Raw genomic sequence first — 18,487 nt, forward strand, 5'->3', positions numbered from 1 at the left:
TTTGGGTCAGGTATAGGTTCGCGGGCTGTTAGAGGGTGAGGTCATCAAGTGAGAAATCGTCCACACCGCCGGTGACGCCTGGCAGTCCGTCGGCAGAGCGGCGGCCTGGTTTGACGTCGAGTCCGAGGGACTGCATCTCCTTGATAAGCACGTTGAAGGATTCTGGCGTGCCGGCTTCGAGGTTGTTGTCGCCTTTGACAATCGCCTCGTAAATCCGGGTCCGGCCCTGAACATCGTCCGATTTGACGGTGAGCAGTTCCTGAAGGGTGTAGGCGGCGCCGTAAGCTTCGAGCGCCCAGACCTCCATTTCCCCGAAACGCTGACCACCGTATTGCGCCTTACCACCAAGCGGTTGCTGGGTAACAAGCGAGTATGGACCAACCGCACGGGCGTGGATCTTGTCGGCGACCAAGTGACCGAGCTTGAGGATGTAGATGTAGCCGACCACAACCGGGTTGTGGAAAGCTTCACCGGTGCGACCATCATAGAGGGTCGATTTACCACCCGTGGTGCCATCGCGACCGTCACCGATCCAGGTGTAGCCGCGACCTTCTTTTTCATCGGCACGACGCTCACGGAGTTCTCCGCTGTCGCCAACGAATTTGACACCGTCGACTTTCTTCGCCTTGGACATGAAGTCCCAGATGACGTCTTCCTTGATGCCGTCGAAAATCGGAGTCGCAACCTTGAAACCGAGTGCCTTGGCAGCAACGCCGAGGTGAGTTTCAAGAACCTGACCCACGTTCATCCGTGAAGGCACGCCGAGCGGGTTGAGGCAGATGTCAACCGGGGTTCCGTCGGAAAGATACGGCATATCTTCTTCAGGAACGATGTTGGCGACAACACCCTTGTTTCCGTGACGACCGGCCATCTTGTCACCCACGGAAAGTTTCCGTTTGGCGGCAATGAAGACCTTCACTTCCTTGATGACGCCTGGATCGACTTCATCACCGGACTCGAGCGAGTCGAGCTTGCGCTCACGCTCAGTGTCGAGCTCCTGGAAGCGACCTTCGAACGAGCCGATGATCTCCAGGATCTTGTTCCGGATCGGGGAAGGATCGATTTCGATGTGATCGTGAACCGAAGCCAGCTTGCGCAGCAGAGTCTTGGTGATCTTGCGGTTCGCAGGGATGATGATTTCGCCGGTTTGGGCGTTCACCACATCGAGCGGGATTTTCTCACCCAGCAAGATGTCCGAAAGACGCTCGGTGAGGTCGTCGGTCAACTTGTCGGCTTTCTTCTTGTGCTCGTCGTTGATTTTCTTGAGCTGCTCCTTGAGTTCGACCGGATCGATCTTCTCCGCACGCTTCTTGGCGAAGCCGTGGGAAGAAACCCGGACGTCCTGAACGATACCCACGCAACCGGATGGCACGCGCAGGGAAGTATCTTTCACGTCCGCAGCTTTTTCACCGAAGATCGCGCGCAGCAGGCGCTCTTCCGGAGCAAGCTCGGTTTCGGACTTCGGAGTGATCTTACCGACGAGAATGTCGCCAGGCTTCACTTCCGCACCGATGCGGATGATGCCGTCGTGGTCGAGGTTGCGCAGCGCTTCCTCACCGACGTTTGGAATGTCGCGGGTGATTTCTTCAGGTCCAAGCTTGGTGTCGCGAGCAGCAACGTCGAACTCGGAAATGTGGATCGAGGTGTAAACGTCGTCCTTCACCACACGCTCGGAGATGACGATCGCATCCTCGAAGTTGTAGCCGTTCCAAGGCATGAACGCGACCAGCACGTTGCGACCGATGGCGAGTTCGCCATCCTCGGTGTTCGGGCCGTCGGCAAGAACTTGGCCTTTCTTGATCTTGTCGCCTTTGTAAACGATCGGCTTCTGGTTGATGCAGGTGCCGGCGTTCGAGCGCATGAACTTGCGCAGCGGATAAGCGAAGATCCCCTTCTCGACGTTCGTTTTCACCGATTCAGCATCGGAAAGGAACTTTTCGTCGGAAACAGGGAGCTTGCCGTCTGGAGTGGTGACGATGATTTCGGCAGTCGCTGCGGCGATGATGCCGTCAGCTTCAGAAACCACCACCGCGCGGGAATCGCGGGCAGCTTTTCCTTCAAGTCCGGTGCCCACGAATGGAGCTTCGGAAACAAGGAGCGGCACGCCTTGGCGTTGCATGTTCGAACCCATCAGCGCGCGGTTCGCGTCGTCGTGCTCAAGGAATGGAATCAGACCTGCAGCCACCGAAACCAACTGCTTCGGCGAAACGTCCATGTAGTGAACGTCGGTTGGCAGGGACTCGATGAACTCGCCGCCTTTTTCACGGGCAGTGATGCGTTCGGTTTGGAAATTGCCGTCCTTGTCGATCGGGTTGTTCGCCTGGGCGATGAGGAAGTTCTCCTCTTGGTCAGCGGTGAGATACTCGATCTCGTTGGTCACGCGACCGTCGTTGACGCGGCGGTATGGAGTTTCGATGAAACCGAACTCGTTGATGCGTGCGTAGGTACACATCGAGTTGATCAGACCGATGTTCGGACCTTCAGGGGTCTCAATCGGGCAAATCCGACCGTAGTGGGAAGGATGAACGTCGCGGACTTCGAAGCCTGCGCGATCACGGTTCAGACCACCCGGTCCAAGTGCCGAAAGGCGGCGCTTGTGGGTCAACTCGGCAAGCGGGTTGGTTTGGTCCATGAACTGGGAAAGCTGGGAACGACCGAAGAAGTCGCGAACCACGGCCGAGAGGGCTTTCGGGTTGATCAACTTCTGCGGGGTCATGCCTTCGATGTTCACATCGAACAAAGTCATGCGCTCTTTGACCAAACGCTCGGTGCGGGCAAGGCCGACACGGCATTGGTTGGCGAGCAACTCACCCACGGCACGCACGCGGCGTGAACCAAGGTGGTCGATGTCGTCGATCACACCGTCACCTTTTTTCAGGCGCAGGATGTAACGAACGGCAGCGAGGAAGTCTTCAGGAACCATGATCCGCTGATCCGAATCAACGGTGATGCCGAGCTTTTGGTTGATTTTGTAACGACCGACGCGGGTGAGGTCGTATTTTTTCGGGTCGAAGAACAAGCGCTTCAGCAAAGCGCGTGCGTTCGCAGCTGTTGGTGGATCACCAGGGCGAAGCTTGCGGTAGATGTCTTTCAGCGCGGATTCCTCGTCCTTCGCTGGGTCCTTGCGGAGCGATTTGAGCAGGATTTCGTCTTCGCGACCGTCGATGACTTCGAGCGATTTGTGGCCGAGTGCCAGCAATTGGCGCACGATGCCGATGGTAAGTGGCTCGTAGGCCTTGGCGACCACGAGCTCGCCGTCGAGAACGTCTTCGAATGGAACTTTGTGACCCAATTCAGCCTCATCCATCGAATCCGTGAGCGGAAGTGCTTCAGGAGAATAGAAATGGCTTACGATATCGCGGTCACTTGGGTAGCCGAGTACACGCAAGAAAGTCGTCGCCAGGAACTTACGGCGGCGACGGCGACGGTCGAGATAAACGTAAAGCAGGTCGTTGGTGTCGAACTGAACTTCCAACCAAGATCCGCGATCGGGAATGATGCGGAACGAGTGGAGCATCTTGCCATTCAAGTGCTGGGAAGTTTCGAAGCAGATACCTGGAGAACGGTGCAGCTGGGAAACGATGACACGCTCGGCACCGTTGATGATGAACGTACCACGGCGGGTCATCATCGGCAGCTCGCCCATGTAAACGCGTTCCTTCTTGGTCCCGGTTTCGTCCTTCAATTTGAAGGTCACGTAGAGGGCAGCGCTGAAGCTTTCGCTGTTGCGCAGGGAATCAAGTGAAGTGATTTTTGGGTCTTCGATGTCATAGGCGACGAAGTCGAGTTCGATTGCTTCGTCGTAGCTCTTGATCGGGAATACCTCACGAAATACCGCCTGCAGGCCGGTATCGCTCCGCTCGCTTGGCGGCACTTCTTTTTGCAGGAACTCATCGTATGAGCGGCTCTGAACCTCAATGAGGTTTGGCGGCTCGATGACTTCCTCGAATTTCCCGAAATAGAGACGTTCAGCCATGGCGTTTAGTGGTATTCTTCTAATGACAAGTTAAGCCCGAGCCGCATGCGGTCTCAGGCAGGATGGAATCAGGCGTATAAAGTAGGGTCGGAATCGGCGGGAAAGCCCAAGGGTTTCGTGGAATCTCCCGCCAATTTCGGCAGGTCGCAAGGAAAATACCCCAGGACAGTTCACACTATCCTGGGGAGAAATCCAATGATTTTTACTTGAGCTCGATTTTAGCGCCAGCTTCTTCGAGTTTCTTTTTCGCAGCTTCAGCTGCATCCTTGGCAACGCCTTCGAGGATTTTCGCAGGTGCGCTTTCAACCAATTTCTTCGCATCAGCGAGTCCAAGGCCAGGAGCAACTTCGCGAACTGCCTTAATGACAGCGATCTTGTTGCCGCCAGCTTCGGCGATGACGACGTCGAATTCAGTCTTCTCTTCGACTGCTTCGGCAGGACCAGCAGCAGGACCGGCAGCAGCAACAGCGGCTGCAGCGGAAACGCCCCAGGTTTCTTCAAGTTTTTTGACGAGGTCGACAGCTTCCAGAACGGTGAGCTTGCCGAGTTCTTCTACGAGTGTATCGATATTAGCCATTTTATGTTCTCCTGTTCGGTATCGTCGCTTCCAGAGCCCCTGGAAATTTCAGTGTGACAGCTGTCACCCCGACGAGGAACCATTGTGGGTTCAGATGCCAGCGCGGAGACGCCGACACCATCATTTCAGATTCTTTATTCAGCTTCAGCTTCACCCTCTGAAGCTTCGTTAGCTTCCGGGTTATACTTGGCATTGAGGACGCGGGCGATGCGAGTTGCAGGCTCGTTGATGAGGCCAAGCAATTGCGAAAGGACCGCTTCGCGGGAAGGAATGTCGGCGATCGACTTGAGTTTATCAGCCGTAAGGATGGCTCCGTCCAGGATACCAACTTTGAATTCAGGCTTCTTGAACTCTTTCTCGAAGTTTTTCACCACCTTGGCGGCAGCAAACACTTCACTGTCTCCGGTGATGAAAGCGGTCTGACCGACCAATTCCTCGGCGATGTCAGGAAGACCCGCTTCAGCGAGTGCTTTTTTGACGTAGCTATTTTTAGCGACAACAGCTTTGGCACCAGCGGCATCGAGACGGCTGCGGAGTTCACCGAACTGAGGAACGGTGAGACCGGTGTAGTCGATGACAATCAGGAAAGGAGACGAATTGACGCGCTCCAGCAGGCTGTCGATGATGATTTTCTTATCAGGATTGCTCATGTTCTTTGGCGTGCTGGGTTAAGCGGATGCTTTGGTGTAAAGAGCGGCTTCCAATGGAAGACCTGGCAGCATGGTTGCTGCAAGAGTTACGCTCTGGATGTAGTTACCTTTCGCGGAAGCCGGCTTGGCACGAACCACGCTATCAACGAAAGCGCGGGCGTTTTCTTCCAATTGAGCAGGCTCGAAGGAAGATTTGCCGATTGAGGCGGAAACGTTGCCGTTCTTGTCGAGCTTGTAGTCAACACGGCCAGCCTTCACTTCTTTCACTGCTTTGGCGGTGTCGTCCGTAACCGTTCCGGTCTTCGGGTTCGGCATCAAGCCGCGAGGTCCGAGAACCCGGGCGATTTTACGAACTTCAGCCATCGCGTCAGGAGTGGCGATTGCGGAGTCGAAGTCGGTGAATCCATCCTGGATCTTTTTGATCAGATCTTCGTAACCGACGTGCTCTGCACCTGCAGCGATTGCAGCTTCTGCGGCAGCACCTTGGGCGAAGACAGCAACACGGACGTTACGACCGGTGCCGTGAGGAAGAGAAACAGAACCGCGGACCATTTGGTCACTCTTCCGAGGATCCACGCCGAGGTGGAAGGAAAGCGTTACGGTTGGGGTGAATTTTGGCGCCGGGAATTGCTTCACGGTGCTGATTGCGTCGGCAAGTGAGTAGCTTTTGCCGGTTTCGACAAGAGCGGCTGCCTTTTTGTAGCGTTTGCTGCGGTATTTAGCCATTTTGGTATCAGTTAGCAGTTCATTCGGAAATGCTTGAGTAGCCTTTCCTCCTGCGGGAGCCGACCAGCGTTAAAACCAGTCGGCGGAAAATCTTAGAAGCCTTCGACTTCAAGACCCATCTGACGTGCGGTGCCAGCGAGAATGCGAGCTGCAGCTTCAGGATCTTTGGTGTTCAAGTCAGGCATCTTGATGTTGACGACTTCCATCAACTTTTCTTTCGAAATCTTGCCAACCTTGATCTTGTTCGGCTCCTTGGAACCGGAAGCAAGACCTGCTGCCTTCTTGAGAAGGTTACCAGCTGGTGGACGCTTGGTGACGAAAGAGAAAGACTTGTCCTTGTAAACAGAAATCACCACCGGAAGCACGTCGCCTGCTTGACCTTGGGTCGCAGCGTTGAACTCCTTACAGAAGGCCATGATGTTCACGCCAGCCTGACCGAGTGCAGGACCAACGGGTGGTGATGGGTTAGCAGCTCCCGCATTGATCTGGAGCTTGATGATTTTGACGACTTCCTTGGCCATGGTGGTGCGGTGTTACGTAACGTTTGAGAGAGGGAGATGTGAAAATGAGCGCGATCAGGCGCGCTCGACCTGCCAGTATTCGAGTTCCACGGGTGTGCTGCGACCGAAGATCGTAACAGAAACACGGAGCTTGCCGCGTTCCGGGTCGATCTCCTCGACAATACCGTTCTGGCTTTGGAAGGGACCATCGGCAACCTTGACGGTATCGCCGACTTCAAAACTGATGGCTGGACGAACGCTCTCCTCGCGCTCCTTGATTTGGGAAAGCATGGCTTCCACCTCACGTGGACGCATCGGCACTGGCTTGTCCTTGGTTCCAGCGAAACCAATCACGCCTTCCATTTCCTTGATGAAAAACCAGGTCTGCTCGACAAGCTGGTTATCCTCTGTGAGGAGGTTCATGTTGACGATGATGTAGCCAGGGAAGAACTTGCGCTTGGTCTCCGTTTTTTTACCGCGACGGATTTCCGATACCATTTCGGTAGGAACCAGCACCTCGCGGATGTATTCAGTCATCCCCTCTGACTCGGCTTGGCGATTGATACGATCGCGCACGCGCTGCTCTTGTCCGGAGAGGACTTGAACAACGTACCACTGGTCTCGGGCTGGGGAAGCTTCTGGCATAACAGGCAGGCAGGGAAAAGGAGATAGCAGGAAAGGAATCAGTGACCCAAGCCATTCAGGAAGTTCACGACTAGAACGAGAAGGAAGTCCCAGAATTGGACAAATCCAGCAAGGAGGATCACCGCGATGAGAACTACGACGGTTGAATCGATCAACTCCTTGTATTTACGAAATCCTTTCACTTTTGGATCGGACTCCCAAGGCCATTTCGCCTTTCGGAGTTCGCCTTTTACCTCACCAAGGAAGTTTGTGAATTTCGCGAACATATTGTATTGATAGGACTGATTCTGAAAGTGGCACGGCAGGAGGGACTCGAACCCCCAACACTCGGTTTTGGAGACCGATGCTCTACCAATTGAACTACTGCCGTTTTGAGGCGACTCAGGGGCACCCCACTTTTTGAGAGGGATGCCCCGGGGTCCGGCACTCCGGCGACTAGCACCGGATGCCTCATTGCTTAAAATTACTTGATGATTTCACCAACCCGGCCAGCGCCGACGGTGCGGCCACCTTCACGGATAGCGAAGCGCATGGTAGGCTCCATGGCAACTGGTGTGATCAGCTCGACTTCGAGACCGATGTTATCACCAGGCATCACCATTTCCACACCTTCTGGAAGGCGGATGCTACCAGTCACGTCGGTGGTGCGGAAGTAGAATTGTGGACGATAGTTCGAGAAGAACGGGGTGTGACGACCACCTTCTTCTTTCGAAAGAACGTAGATCTCGGACTTGAAGGTGGTGTGACCTTTCACCGTGCCTGGCTTAGCAATCACTTGGCCACGCTCAACTTGGTCTTTCTTGAGACCACGAATAAGAAGACCAACGTTGTCACCTGCACGACCTTCGTCGAGAAGCTTACGGAACATTTCAATGTCGGTAACGGTGGTCTTTTGAGTGTCGCGGATACCAACGATCTCAACTTCTTCCATCTTCTTGATGATACCACGCTCGACACGGCCGGTGCAAACGGTTCCACGACCTTCGATCGAGAACACGTCTTCGATTGGCATAAGGAAAGTTTTGTCGATTGGACGCTCAGGCTCAGGAATGTAGGAATCAACCGCATCCATCAGCTTGATGATATTCTCCATTTGAGCAGCATCACCATCCAAGGCTGCCTTAGCAGAACCTTTGACAATCGGAATATCGTCACCTGGGAACTCATAGGAAGACAGCAAGTCACGAACTTCCATCTCAACCAGCTCGAGAAGCTCTTCATCATCCACAAGGTCAACCTTGTTCATGAAAACAACCAACGCAGGAACACCCACTTGGCGAGCAAGCAAGATGTGCTCACGAGTTTGCGGCATTGGACCGTCAGCAGCGGAAACCACGAGAATCGCACCATCCATCTGAGCAGCACCCGTGATCATGTTCTTCACGTAGTCGGCGTGACCAGGGCAATCCACGTGAGCGTAGTGACGCTTTTCGGTTTCATACTCAACGTGGGCAGTGTTGATGGTAATACCGCGCTCACGCTCTTCCGGCGCAGCATCGATGTCCGCGTAGCTCTTCTTTTGAGCAAATCCCTTTTCGGAAAGGGTATTGGTGATCGCTGCAGTGAGCGTAGTTTTGCCGTGGTCAACGTGACCGATGGTGCCAATGTTAACGTGCGGCTTATTGCGCTGGAATGCTTCTTTTGCCATGGTGGTTGTTCTTTCGCGTGAGCTTCTTTTCTGAGAGTGATTGACGTGACACTGGAGCTCGTGGGGGGAATTGAACCCCCGACCTCATCCTTACCAAGGATGCGCTCTACCCCTGAGCTACACGAGCAATCTGTCTTTGTCTTGCACTTCCCACCTTCCGACAAAAGAACCGCGACCTGCCTCGAATTCCGGGACTGGGCGCGGCACCCCTGACTTGTTGTGGGGAAGAGCGGGCGGGACAGTAACAAAGCCGACCTCTCTGTCAAAAAAAATATGACTCAAATCTAAGTTTGTCGAAATTGCCTGATTTTCAGCGCAATACGGAACCGATTTCATTCAGCCACATCTTCATTACTCAATAATAATGAGAGTCTTCTGATTTCCAGGCAGTTTCCGGTCTCGACATCGATATCCGCAATAACCCCACACAACCGCACAGCTCCTTTCGCCACCGGGAAGCGTGTAGGCATCGCCGTCTTGAATCTCCAGACCACGGATTCGATGCTTCTACCCAATATCGACTCGTCCGGTCCACACATGCCAGCATCTGTCAAATAGCCTGTCCCTCCGGGGAAAATCCGCTCATCACCAGTTTGCACATGCGTATGAGTTCCAACAACTAACGATACTTTCCCATCCACCATGCGGCCCATCGCGATCTTTTCGCTGGTGGTTTCCGCATGGATCTCAAGCACGATCACCCGCACTCCATCTGCGCGCAATCGCTCGATTTCCTCTTCTGCTGCAAGAAATGGATTTTCCAGAGGCGGCTGCATGAATGAGCGGCCTTGCACTTGAATGACAGCGACCCGGCCCTTGGAGGTTTCCAAGATCACACTGCCATTTCCCGGCGTTCCTTCCGGATAATTGATGGGACGGAGCAATCGCGGTTCGGTCGGAAAATAGGAAACAATCTCCTGCTGATCCCAAACATGATCGCCGGTTGTGACCACCGCTGCTCCCGCGCGCAGCAGATCAATCGAAATTTTTGGCGTAATCCCCCGCCCTCCTGCGGAGTTTTCACCATTTACGATGACAAAATCGATCCCCTCCTCCTGTTTCAAGATGGGGATTTGCTGGATCACCGCTTTGCGTCCTGGCTCTCCCACCACATCTCCTAAAAATAAAACACGAATCGCTGACATAGTTGAGTCGACCCTCTATTTGATCGGCCCGCATTGTCTACTGCCGGAACCCGTGCCACAATCCTTTTCAAAATGCCACCCCGCTTCCGTCGCTATCTTCCCCTTTACCTCGCTGGTGTCATTGCCACGGTGATTCTGATTTGGATCATCTTTCGTCCCAGCACCAGCCCTCTTCCGCCAAAACCCCCGCAACTTCCTCCAATCCAGGAATTGCCACCTCCCGAGCTCTCGATTCTAGCCAAGCCACCAGATTGGTCTCAGCTCAACCAATTCCGCGACTGCATCTCTCGCAATGACTTCGAAACTCTCCTCAGTGAGGTTTTTACCACGAGCGACTCCTGGAAAAAATTCATCCAACTTGAGGAAAACTCCGTCGAAATTGCTGTGGATGATTTCCAACCTCACGGAAAAATCACCATCCCATTCGCCGATCCAGCCGCAGTGGAAAAACCTACGCGGTTCTGGAGAGCAGCCACTGACTTGGCTCCGTATCCCGACGGCAAACCGCTCGATGGCCTGAAGATCGCCATCGATCCCGGGCACATTGGCGGCGATTGGGCAAAAATGGAGGAGAGGTGGTTCGTTCTCGGCACTGGCACTCCGGTGATGGAAGGCAACATGACCCTCACAGTCGCGAAATTGGCCAAGCCGTTACTCGAACAACTCGGCGCCAAAGTCACCTTGGTTCGCGATAAAACCGAACCGGTAACCTCGCTGCGACCCGAGGCGCTGATGGAGCTGGCCAGAAAATCCTCCCCCGATGCTGGCCCTGAAGAGATTCGCAAGATCGCGGAACGGCTCTTTTACCGGACCGCGGAGATTCGCGCCCGCGCAGATCTCGTCAACGACACCATCAAGCCGGATCTCGTTCTTTGCCTGCATTTCAATGCAGATGCCTGGGGCAATCCCAACCAACCCACACTGACCGACCACTCCCATTTTCATGTGCTCGTCAATGGCGCTTATAATTCCGACGAAGTGGCGCTCGCCGACCAGCGCTACGCCATGCTGCACAAAATTTTTCAAGGCATCCACCGCGAAGAAACGCTCGTAGGCACTACCGTCGCCAGCGTTTTCGCCGAACGCACCGGTTTACCCGCCTACCACTATTCGGCTGATTCTCCCAACGTCAGACAAGTTGGACAAAATCCGTATCTTTGGGCGCGAAATCTCCTGGCGAACCGGCTTTACGATTGTCCGGTCATTTTCCTGGAGCCGTATGTCATGAATTCCATCCACGACTATGCACGGATTCAGGCAGGCGATTACGAAGGAATGCGGGAAGTCGACGGCAAGCAGCAGGCATCGATTTTTCACGAATACGCCACGGCGCTGGTCGAAGGGCTATCGAAGCATTATGCAGCAACCCGCACGCCCCAATGAAGCCAACCGTCACTCTCGCCTCCACTCAAACTCCAGACGGAGCAACGCTCACGCTCCACGAACACGACGGTGAGTTTTTCCTCAAAGTCGCGGGACTGCAATTGATGAGCACCACCGCCTTTTCCTCTGAGCAGCAGATGGCAGAGCTTTCCTGCGTTGGGCTGCCGACAAAGCCACGCATCCTCATCGGCGGACTCGGCTTCGGCTTCACCCTGCGCCGGGTTCTCGAACTAACTGGTCCGAATGCTCACGTCGATGTCGCCGAGCTCCTTCCAGAAATTGTCGATTGGAACCGGGAATTTCTCAAATCCATCAATGGCACCTTGGTCGATGATTCCCGGGTAAAAATTGAGATTCGCGACGTTTACGAAATCATCGACCGCTGCGGCCCCGCGAAATATCATACGATCCTGCTGGATGTGGACAACGGGCCGGATCCCTTTGTCCAGCTCGGCAATGAACGGCTTTACAAAAAAAGCGGGCTGGAACGGATCAAAGGCGCGCTGCACCCGAAAGGGCGCGTTGTTTTTTGGTCGGCTCACCAGGACAAAAGCTTTGCCCGGCTGCTGGAAAAATACTTCACCAACGTGCAATGCATTGGCGCCAAGGCCTATCCCAAGGCGAAACGATTCACGCACACTTTGTTCGTGGCCGAACGCGCATAAGGCGTGGCCAAAAAAATGCCCTGCCGCGCGGATTTTGCGCAACAGGGCGTCATTGAAAAATTCAACTTAGGCGCGGCGCTTGCGCCCAAAGGCCAGGAAGCTGATCGCCAGGCCGCTCAGCAAGGAAACCGTCGGCTCAGGAACCACGGCAACTCCCGGGCTGCCGACATCGCCATTGGCAGAAGTCCAGCTGATGCCATCGGTCTCGGAAGACAAATACCAGCTAGCGACATCATTGGTGCCGTAATTCGAAGGATCCGTGACACCGCTGACACCTTGGGTCCGGATCGAGCCTGCGAAATCTTCATCTCCGAAGGTCAGTTGATCGACCAAGGTGGTTCCATCATACAAATTGATTTCATCATTTCGCCCGAGGCTGTTGGTGTAGCCGCCAAGCACCAAAACCGATGAATCCAGGGACCACGCGGCAATAAAGTCCGCCGCGTCTGCTTCCGTGATGATCACCGATTGACCAGGTTGCACCACGCCAAATGCAGACAGATCAAAGCCGCCTGGTGTCTCGCTATCATCATCGTAACTCCAACCCGTCAAATCAATGGCGGTGTCACCCGTGTTGGTAAATTCAATATATTCACCGTCGTCACCGCTGTACATCCATTCAGTGATGACCATGGCCGCCTGTGAAGCGGGAATAAAGGCAGCAAATGCTGCAAGAGACAATAGTTTGAGTTTCATAGTTTCAGAGATATTTAAACCCGTGCAATCGGTCAAAAGTTTCACCCTGTGGCTTCCAAGTCATCCGCCAAATTGGTGACGTTAGTGTCACAAAGAGCAAAAAGCCGGACGCGAATCTCGCGACCGGCTTGGAAGTGCCATGAATTGACAACAGGATCAAGCCCTCTTCCGGCGTGCCAGGAGCACCAAACCACCAACCAAACCAAGCAATGCTGTCGTTGGCTCAGGAATCATACTTCCCGCGTATCCCGGAAGATGGATCTCGGAATTGGCCGTGAGTTCAGCGGCAAAGATCGATCCATCAATCGGATTGGCTGTCGTCACGCTTGCATTCGGAGCCAGCACTTGGCCCATCATGTTCTTCGAACCAAAATCAATGGTTTCGGCTTCGTAGAAGTTCCATACGATTCTGGATTGCCAATATTCGTCCGTGAATAGCCCGACCAAGTTGCCATATTGCCAATTGATGGTGCTACCACTGACATTGATGATGATATCCGTCGCTCCATTCGCGATCAGCTCAATCTGCTGAACGTAGGAATTGCTGAAAAGGTCACTTCCATCGACATAGAAAACTGCGAGCCCATTTTCGTCGGGCACAGCATCAAACTTGAAAGCCGATGGCTGCTCGGCAGGAATGATGACATTGCTGTTTGCGCCATAGGTGCTGAGAATCTCGCTTGCGAGAGTTAGTTCGTCGATGATGGCGCTGTAATTTGCGGAAGGATTCGAAATCTGGGAACCTCCACCATTGTAGTTGATGATACGACCATTGGTCGAGCCGCCAATTTCCAAGCTTCCGGCATTCAACTGAATCGGGTTTCCGCTGGAAATATTCCCACCAACACGGAGGGTTAAATCGGTAGTATCAACCGTGCCACCGAGTTGAGTCGCGAAATTCGCGCTATTGGTTCCGGTGAGATTGCCTCCGACCAATGTTCTGCCTTCAACATCAGAATTCGTCGAAAAATTACCACTAACAACTACCGAGTAAGTACTCAGCGAGGAGAGATTTTGGGCATGAGCTTTCATGGAAACACCGAGCATGAGCCCGATAAGTGCAACCAAGCCCAAACCGCGAGAAGCGGATGCTTGCATATGGGGGGAATTGGGGGATAAGGGGGAACATTCCCCGCAACAGCGGAGAACCCCGCAAACCTAACACAACTTAGCTCACCACAAATTACGCAATCGCGTAGGTTAGTTATTGAATAGATTTTGGAACACTGTTTACATCCTGCGCTCCATTAATCTAAATCGCTCATGATAGTTGCCTTTATTATATTTCTTACAGCAACTATAGCATGCAACGGCGCGCTGGATTGGCCGGACACGATGAAGAGTCACCAAGCAATTCGGGCAAATGTAAGCGTGATTGCGCTTCATTCTTCGCCGTTTGAAGGGAAGGTTGTGGAACGGCTGCTCCCCGGCGATGCCTAAATCGGCACACGCCTGCTGCCATTCTCCGCCATGCGGATCAATCCGCCGACGGCCGGCTCTTTCATAAGCGACCAAGTGGGCCAGCTCATGCTTCAGAGTTCGCCAAAGCTCTTCCGGCGGGCAGTCTTTAAGCTTTGGATTCAGCTCAATGTAACGATCCGGCCACCACGCGCGGCCGGCGGTGGTTTGCATGCGACCATTCCAAGCAACCACCACCCGTTCTCCAAGATCTCTTAGTCCCAGTGATTTGGCAGCTTCATCGCACCACGCTGTCAGCGCATGATCTTGCGCATTCGGGCGAATTACCGGCCGATTGCGCCGCCGCTTTTTGAAAATCGAGGGCCAAGTGAGGATTGAGGGTTCCTTTTTCCGGCCCATGTCGGATGAAATAGCAGCTTTTCCAGTCCGTGGCAATCGAAGTTGCCTCAGAAACTTGCCAGTCGCTGTTCCAAGCCGCTGTCCCAGATTTCCAAGACAATCTTCTCCTGAGCTGCTTCCATCCGCTCACGCTCCTCAGGCTCTGCATCCTCGTGATCGGCCAGGTGCAATAATCCATGCACCAAGTAGCGGAGTAATTCCCGCGCCAACGGCTCGGCATACTCAGCCGCCTGTCTCTGCGCCACTTCCGCGCCGATCACGATTTCACCATGATGGAAGGTAATCACATCGGTCGCACCTTCAATCTCCATGAACTCGCGATGGACCTGATCACTCGTGACATCATCCACGATCGCGATTTCAACTGTGGCGAGATGGCGCAAGGGGCAATCTTCAGTCACTGCATGTGCAAGCGCGGACGCTGCTGCGACGGGACCGATTTCTTCCAGCGCGGTAAGCCAGTATTCCGGAATGACGACGGCTTGCTGATGATTGCCAATGATGACTTCGAGTGACATGAGGGAAAAATCCTGAACTCAATAGCCTTCTGTCGCCCTTGCCGAGCGATAATCGCTTTTCCAGGCAGTGGTGGCAGGTTGTTTGGGAGCCATTTTGGCTGCTGCACTCTGTTTGCCGCCGGCAGTTCCAGAGTTAGGGCTTTGCTGAGCAGCAGCTTCGAGCCGTTTGGTGCCGGTCGGCGATTTATCTTCGTCTTTCGGATAATCGATCCGGCTGTGCAACATGCTTCGCAGCGTGGTGGAGAAACTATCTTTGAGCAACGCCAACTCACGAATCGTTAACGGACATTCGTCCAATTGACCATCGTTGACTTTGGCACGCACCAAATCATCAACCAATGCGCGGATTTTCGCCGGGTTCGGTTTGCGCAGCGTTCTTGAAGCACTTTCGATCGTATCCGCCAGGGCGATGATGCCGCTCTCGCGAGTGCTTGGTCGCGGGCCGGGATAACGGAAATTTTTCTCCTCCACCTGTGGCAAGTCCTCTGGATTTTCCAGTCCTTTGCCGACTTTTTCCAGCTCCGCTTTTTTCTGCTCCTGCGCTTTGCGGTAAAAATAATAAACCATCGAATCTCCATGATGTTCCTGGATCACATCGATGATTCTCGGGTTGAGCTTGTGCTTCACCGCAAAGTCCACGCCATCTTTAACGTGGGCGATGATAATCAGCGCGCTCATCGTCGGCGTGAGCGAATCATGTGGATTTTCGCCGCCGTCCTGCTGGTTTTCGATGAAATACGCCGGTTTTTTCAATTTCCCAATGTCGTGGAAATACGCGCAGACCCGGCATAGTGGGGCGTTGGCACCGATTTTTTCAGCTGCCGCTTCTGCCAAAGACGCCACCACCAAACTGTGATGAAAAGTCCCGGGCGCTTCCAACTGCATCCTGCGTAGAAGCTTGTGATTCAAATCACTCAGTTCCAACCAACTGATATCCGTGGTGATATGGAAAGCCCCCTCAAATACCGGCAACAATCCGGAAATCAAAAGAGCCGTAAAAATTCCCGTTCCCATGGCGGCCGCACCGCCTTTTCCGAGCAGTTGCAAGTGATCCACCGCACCAGGGCCGAAACAGGAGGCGATATCGAGTCTCCCCAACGCCGTCGCCACCAGCAAGCTCACGGCTCCCACATAAAGTCCGGCACGCAGCAGTTGGACGCGCTTGCGGACTTGATTCGACAACAAAACGCCGGTCATCCCACTCACTAGGCTCAAAATCAAAAAACCCAGCCGGTCATCCGGTCTGGGCACTAAGAAACAGCCAAGCATGCTGACATAAATCGCGGAAAACGCTCCGACGGTGCGGCCTAGGAGCACTGCGTGAAGAATCGGAGCAAGCGCAAAGGGGATGAACAAAAAGCGGAAAGCTTCCGAGATCGTCCCAGCGTCGCCAAGACTCATCAGAAGCTGAACGATCATCAAATGAACCACCCAGCCTCCGAAAACCAAAACCGCGCGACTATTTCGTCGGCAGGAGGTTTGATTGTTGATGTGGAACATCGCCATCGCCGTCACCGCGAGAATCATGCCTGAAATGGCACGACTAAACGGGTTCTCTTGCCCGGATTCAACCGATGAGATCGAAATCTGAATTCCAATCGCGACTATAAACGAAGCATAGAGCGAAAGTCTGACGAGAAAACTGTCTTCCAGCTCTTGAACAACAGGATTTTCACAATGAACCCTGCGTTTTTTTCCTGACGATAGACCCTGTCGGGCCAACCGCCAACGTTTGATGGCATCCACAAATCCCACGGCGGTTTTTGAGTTGTTTCTCTAGTTTCGAAAGCGGCGGATGCCGATTCGGTTGGCCACCATACGGCTACCTCCAGGGTTTAGCAATCCACAAATGCGAACCCACTTAACTCACCTAGTGGCAGTCAGATAAAAAAACCTTCCCGTAAAAATCGGGAAGGTTTTTTTGATGAATTCGTCCAGAATCAGGCTTATTCGCCGTCGTCCATTTCATCTTCCTGATCTCGCAATTTATCCGCCTGATCTTCGATCTGATCGGCTTTTTTCTCTCCGGCCTTACGGATTTCATCGGCAGTTTGATCCGTCCGATCTGCCGCTTGTTCAGCGGCTTTTCCGCCCATGTCACGGAGCTTATCGGCTTTGTCTTCAGCTGCATCTGCAGTTTTATCAGCTTGGTCGCGGATCATGTCAGCCTTGGCTTCCATGGCATCCGCTTTGGATTCTACCGCCTCTTCACGCGCTTGTTCCTGCTTGGAATCGCAAGAGGTGAAAGCGAGAGCGAGGGCGGAAATTCCGATCAGGGTGGCAAATGGTTTTGTTTTCATGATGGTAAGGCTTCCCGGTTCATTCGGGTTAAACCATCCCATCGCAGAAGGCGTGCCATACTGATTTTACGTGAGTTACACACCATTCAACCCTCTTTTAACCATGCATTACCGGCGATTTGGCGTGCGATTCGCACGAAGCTGGCTCATGATTTCCATCGGTGGGTTTGTTCTTGCGCCCGTGATCGCCACGGAAAGAATCCGCCCCCCGCATCGCGGTCCGACCCCATGAGCGAACTTTCCCCAACATCAGCTGAACCGATCGCGGAAATAGCCGCCGCGATTGAAAACCATTCCTCATTTGTCCTCATCAGCCACGTCCGGCCTGATGGTGATGCCATTGGCTCACAGATTGCCTTGGGATTTGCCCTGATGGCTGCAGGAAAATCGGTTCGATTGATCAACGAGGATGGATTGCCGGATAATCTTTCTTTTCTACCCGGTTCAGAGAAAATCGAAACACCTCCGGCCGAACCCATCGAAGTTGAAGTCGCCATCGCACTGGATACCGCCACGAAACCCCGCCTTGGAGAAAACGCGCTTGCGGCAGCTTCACGTGCAAAGCTGTGGATCAACATTGATCACCACATTTCCAATCCAAGCTACGGCGACATCAATCTGATCGACTCCACCGCTCCGGCAACCGGCCAGATTCTTTACAAACTCATTCAGTCACTGGGACTCCCCTTGCCTGCCGAATCTCGCGATTCGATCTACACCGCTGTCTCAACGGATACCGGCTCATTTCAATACCCCTCGACCCAAGCTGAGACTTATGAAATGGCCGCTGATTTGATCCGCCAGGGCCTGGATGTCGGAACGATCAATTCCTTGATTTACGACAATCACCCATTTCGCCGGGTCGAGCTGATGCGCGCCCTGCTGAATACACTGGAAATCTCCAAAGACGGCATCGTTGCGCATTGGGAATTACTCGATCAAACGCGGCAAAAACTGCAGCTGCAGCCGGAAGACAGTGAGGGACTGATCGACATCATCCGCGGCATCCAAGGAGTGCTTTTGGCGGTGTTTTTCGAAGAACTGCCCGACGGCAAAATCCGGATTTCCATGCGATCGAAAGATCCGCGCCTCAATGTCTGCAACATCGCCACCGAATTTGGCGGCGGTGGCCATGCCCTGGCGGCCGGTATTCGGATGGCTGGCCCGATCGAATCCGCAAAATCTCGATTGCTATCCGCCATCGACCGCGCTGCCCACACTGCAGGATTGCGCTAAATGC

18 protein-coding genes and 2 tRNA genes are annotated in these 18,487 nt (G+C 53.7%); 3 read left to right on the forward strand and 17 right to left on the reverse strand.

The genetic code is table 11. The features are described from left to right. Positions 1-28: 28 nt before the first annotated feature. From rpoB to JIN85_RS04030, 11 genes are all read right to left on the reverse strand, one after another. On the reverse strand, positions 29-3,976 hold the full coding sequence (gene rpoB / locus JIN85_RS03980; protein ID WP_200267881.1) for a DNA-directed RNA polymerase subunit beta: 3,948 nt from the start codon (positions 3,974-3,976) through the stop codon (positions 29-31). 202 nt (positions 3,977-4,178) lie between these two features. Beyond that, on the reverse strand, positions 4,179-4,553 hold the full coding sequence (gene rplL / locus JIN85_RS03985) for a 50S ribosomal protein L7/L12 (RefSeq protein ID WP_200267883.1): 375 nt from the start codon (positions 4,551-4,553) through the stop codon (positions 4,179-4,181). Positions 4,554-4,687: 134 nt separating this feature from the next. Further along, entirely contained in the window at positions 4,688-5,203 is a 516-nt protein-coding gene (rplJ, locus tag JIN85_RS03990; protein ID WP_200267885.1) for a 50S ribosomal protein L10, read from the reverse strand. An 18-nt stretch (positions 5,204-5,221) separates the two neighbouring features. Continuing rightward, entirely contained in the window at positions 5,222-5,929 is a 708-nt protein-coding gene (rplA, locus tag JIN85_RS03995) for a 50S ribosomal protein L1 (RefSeq protein ID WP_200267887.1), read from the reverse strand. A gap of 92 nt (positions 5,930-6,021) precedes the next feature. Continuing rightward, entirely contained in the window at positions 6,022-6,450 is a 429-nt protein-coding gene (gene rplK / locus JIN85_RS04000; protein ID WP_200267889.1) for a 50S ribosomal protein L11, read from the reverse strand. A gap of 54 nt (positions 6,451-6,504) precedes the next feature. Further along, positions 6,505-7,074 carry a transcription termination/antitermination protein NusG gene (gene nusG, locus JIN85_RS04005; RefSeq protein ID WP_200267891.1) on the reverse strand — a complete coding sequence of 190 codons (570 nt, stop codon included), beginning with the start codon at positions 7,072-7,074 and terminating at the stop codon, positions 6,505-6,507. 38 nt (positions 7,075-7,112) lie between these two features. Beyond that, positions 7,113-7,340, reverse strand: coding sequence for a preprotein translocase subunit SecE (locus JIN85_RS04010; RefSeq protein WP_200267893.1), 228 nt, complete (start codon positions 7,338-7,340; stop codon positions 7,113-7,115). Positions 7,341-7,368: 28 nt separating this feature from the next. Then, positions 7,369-7,444 (reverse strand) — tRNA-Trp (locus JIN85_RS04015). Positions 7,445-7,537: 93 nt separating this feature from the next. Next, on the reverse strand, positions 7,538-8,722 hold the full coding sequence (gene tuf / locus JIN85_RS04020) for an elongation factor Tu (RefSeq protein ID WP_200267895.1): 1,185 nt from the start codon (positions 8,720-8,722) through the stop codon (positions 7,538-7,540). A 52-nt stretch (positions 8,723-8,774) separates the two neighbouring features. Next, positions 8,775-8,849: transfer RNA gene (locus JIN85_RS04025), tRNA-Thr, on the reverse strand. A 205-nt stretch (positions 8,850-9,054) separates the two neighbouring features. Beyond that, positions 9,055-9,867 (reverse strand): TIGR00282 family metallophosphoesterase, encoded by an 813-nt coding sequence (locus JIN85_RS04030; protein ID WP_200267897.1) that lies wholly within the window; start codon positions 9,865-9,867, stop codon positions 9,055-9,057. A gap of 72 nt (positions 9,868-9,939) precedes the next feature. Between JIN85_RS04030 and JIN85_RS04035 the strand changes: the two genes are divergently transcribed. Both JIN85_RS04035 and JIN85_RS04040 read left to right on the forward strand, forming a co-directional pair. Further along, on the forward strand, positions 9,940-11,250 hold the full coding sequence (locus JIN85_RS04035) for an N-acetylmuramoyl-L-alanine amidase (protein WP_200267898.1): 1,311 nt from the start codon (positions 9,940-9,942) through the stop codon (positions 11,248-11,250). Beyond that, a complete protein-coding gene (locus tag JIN85_RS04040) occupies positions 11,247-11,915 on the forward strand; it encodes a spermine/spermidine synthase domain-containing protein (RefSeq protein ID WP_200267900.1) in 669 nt (222 codons plus the stop codon). Before JIN85_RS04035 ends, JIN85_RS04040 begins: the two co-directional genes overlap by 4 nt. A 66-nt stretch (positions 11,916-11,981) precedes the next feature. Here the strand turns inward: JIN85_RS04040 and JIN85_RS04045 are convergent, their stop codons facing one another. The 6 genes from JIN85_RS04045 to JIN85_RS04070 form a co-directional block, all read right to left on the reverse strand. After that, complete coding sequence (locus JIN85_RS04045) at positions 11,982-12,611, reverse strand: lamin tail domain-containing protein (RefSeq protein ID WP_200267902.1); 630 nt, start codon at positions 12,609-12,611, stop codon at positions 11,982-11,984. Positions 12,612-12,767: 156 nt separating this feature from the next. Next, entirely contained in the window at positions 12,768-13,643 is an 876-nt protein-coding gene (locus JIN85_RS04050) for a choice-of-anchor A family protein (protein WP_200267904.1), read from the reverse strand. Positions 13,644-13,841: 198 nt separating this feature from the next. Then, positions 13,842-14,465, reverse strand: a complete 624-nt coding sequence (locus tag JIN85_RS04055; RefSeq protein ID WP_200267906.1) for a SprT family zinc-dependent metalloprotease — start codon at positions 14,463-14,465, stop codon at positions 13,842-13,844. 11 nt (positions 14,466-14,476) lie between these two features. Continuing rightward, positions 14,477-14,947 carry an rRNA maturation RNase YbeY gene (gene ybeY, locus JIN85_RS04060; RefSeq protein WP_200267908.1) on the reverse strand — a complete coding sequence of 157 codons (471 nt, stop codon included), beginning with the start codon at positions 14,945-14,947 and terminating at the stop codon, positions 14,477-14,479. An 18-nt stretch (positions 14,948-14,965) separates the two neighbouring features. Then, positions 14,966-16,474: an HD family phosphohydrolase gene (locus JIN85_RS04065; protein ID WP_200267910.1), complete on the reverse strand. Its 1,509-nt coding sequence runs from the start codon at positions 16,472-16,474 to the stop codon at positions 14,966-14,968. Positions 16,475-16,893: 419 nt separating this feature from the next. After that, a complete protein-coding gene (locus JIN85_RS04070; RefSeq protein WP_200267912.1) occupies positions 16,894-17,247 on the reverse strand; it encodes a hypothetical protein in 354 nt (117 codons plus the stop codon). 228 nt (positions 17,248-17,475) lie between these two features. On the opposite strand from JIN85_RS04070, the gene JIN85_RS04075 reads away from it, so the two are divergent. Beyond that, entirely contained in the window at positions 17,476-18,483 is a 1,008-nt protein-coding gene (locus JIN85_RS04075) for a DHH family phosphoesterase (protein ID WP_200267913.1), read from the forward strand. Positions 18,484-18,487 lie beyond the last annotated feature (4 nt).

The organism is Luteolibacter pohnpeiensis (genome assembly GCF_016595435.1).
Classification (GTDB): domain Bacteria; phylum Verrucomicrobiota; class Verrucomicrobiia; order Verrucomicrobiales; family Akkermansiaceae; genus Luteolibacter; species Luteolibacter pohnpeiensis.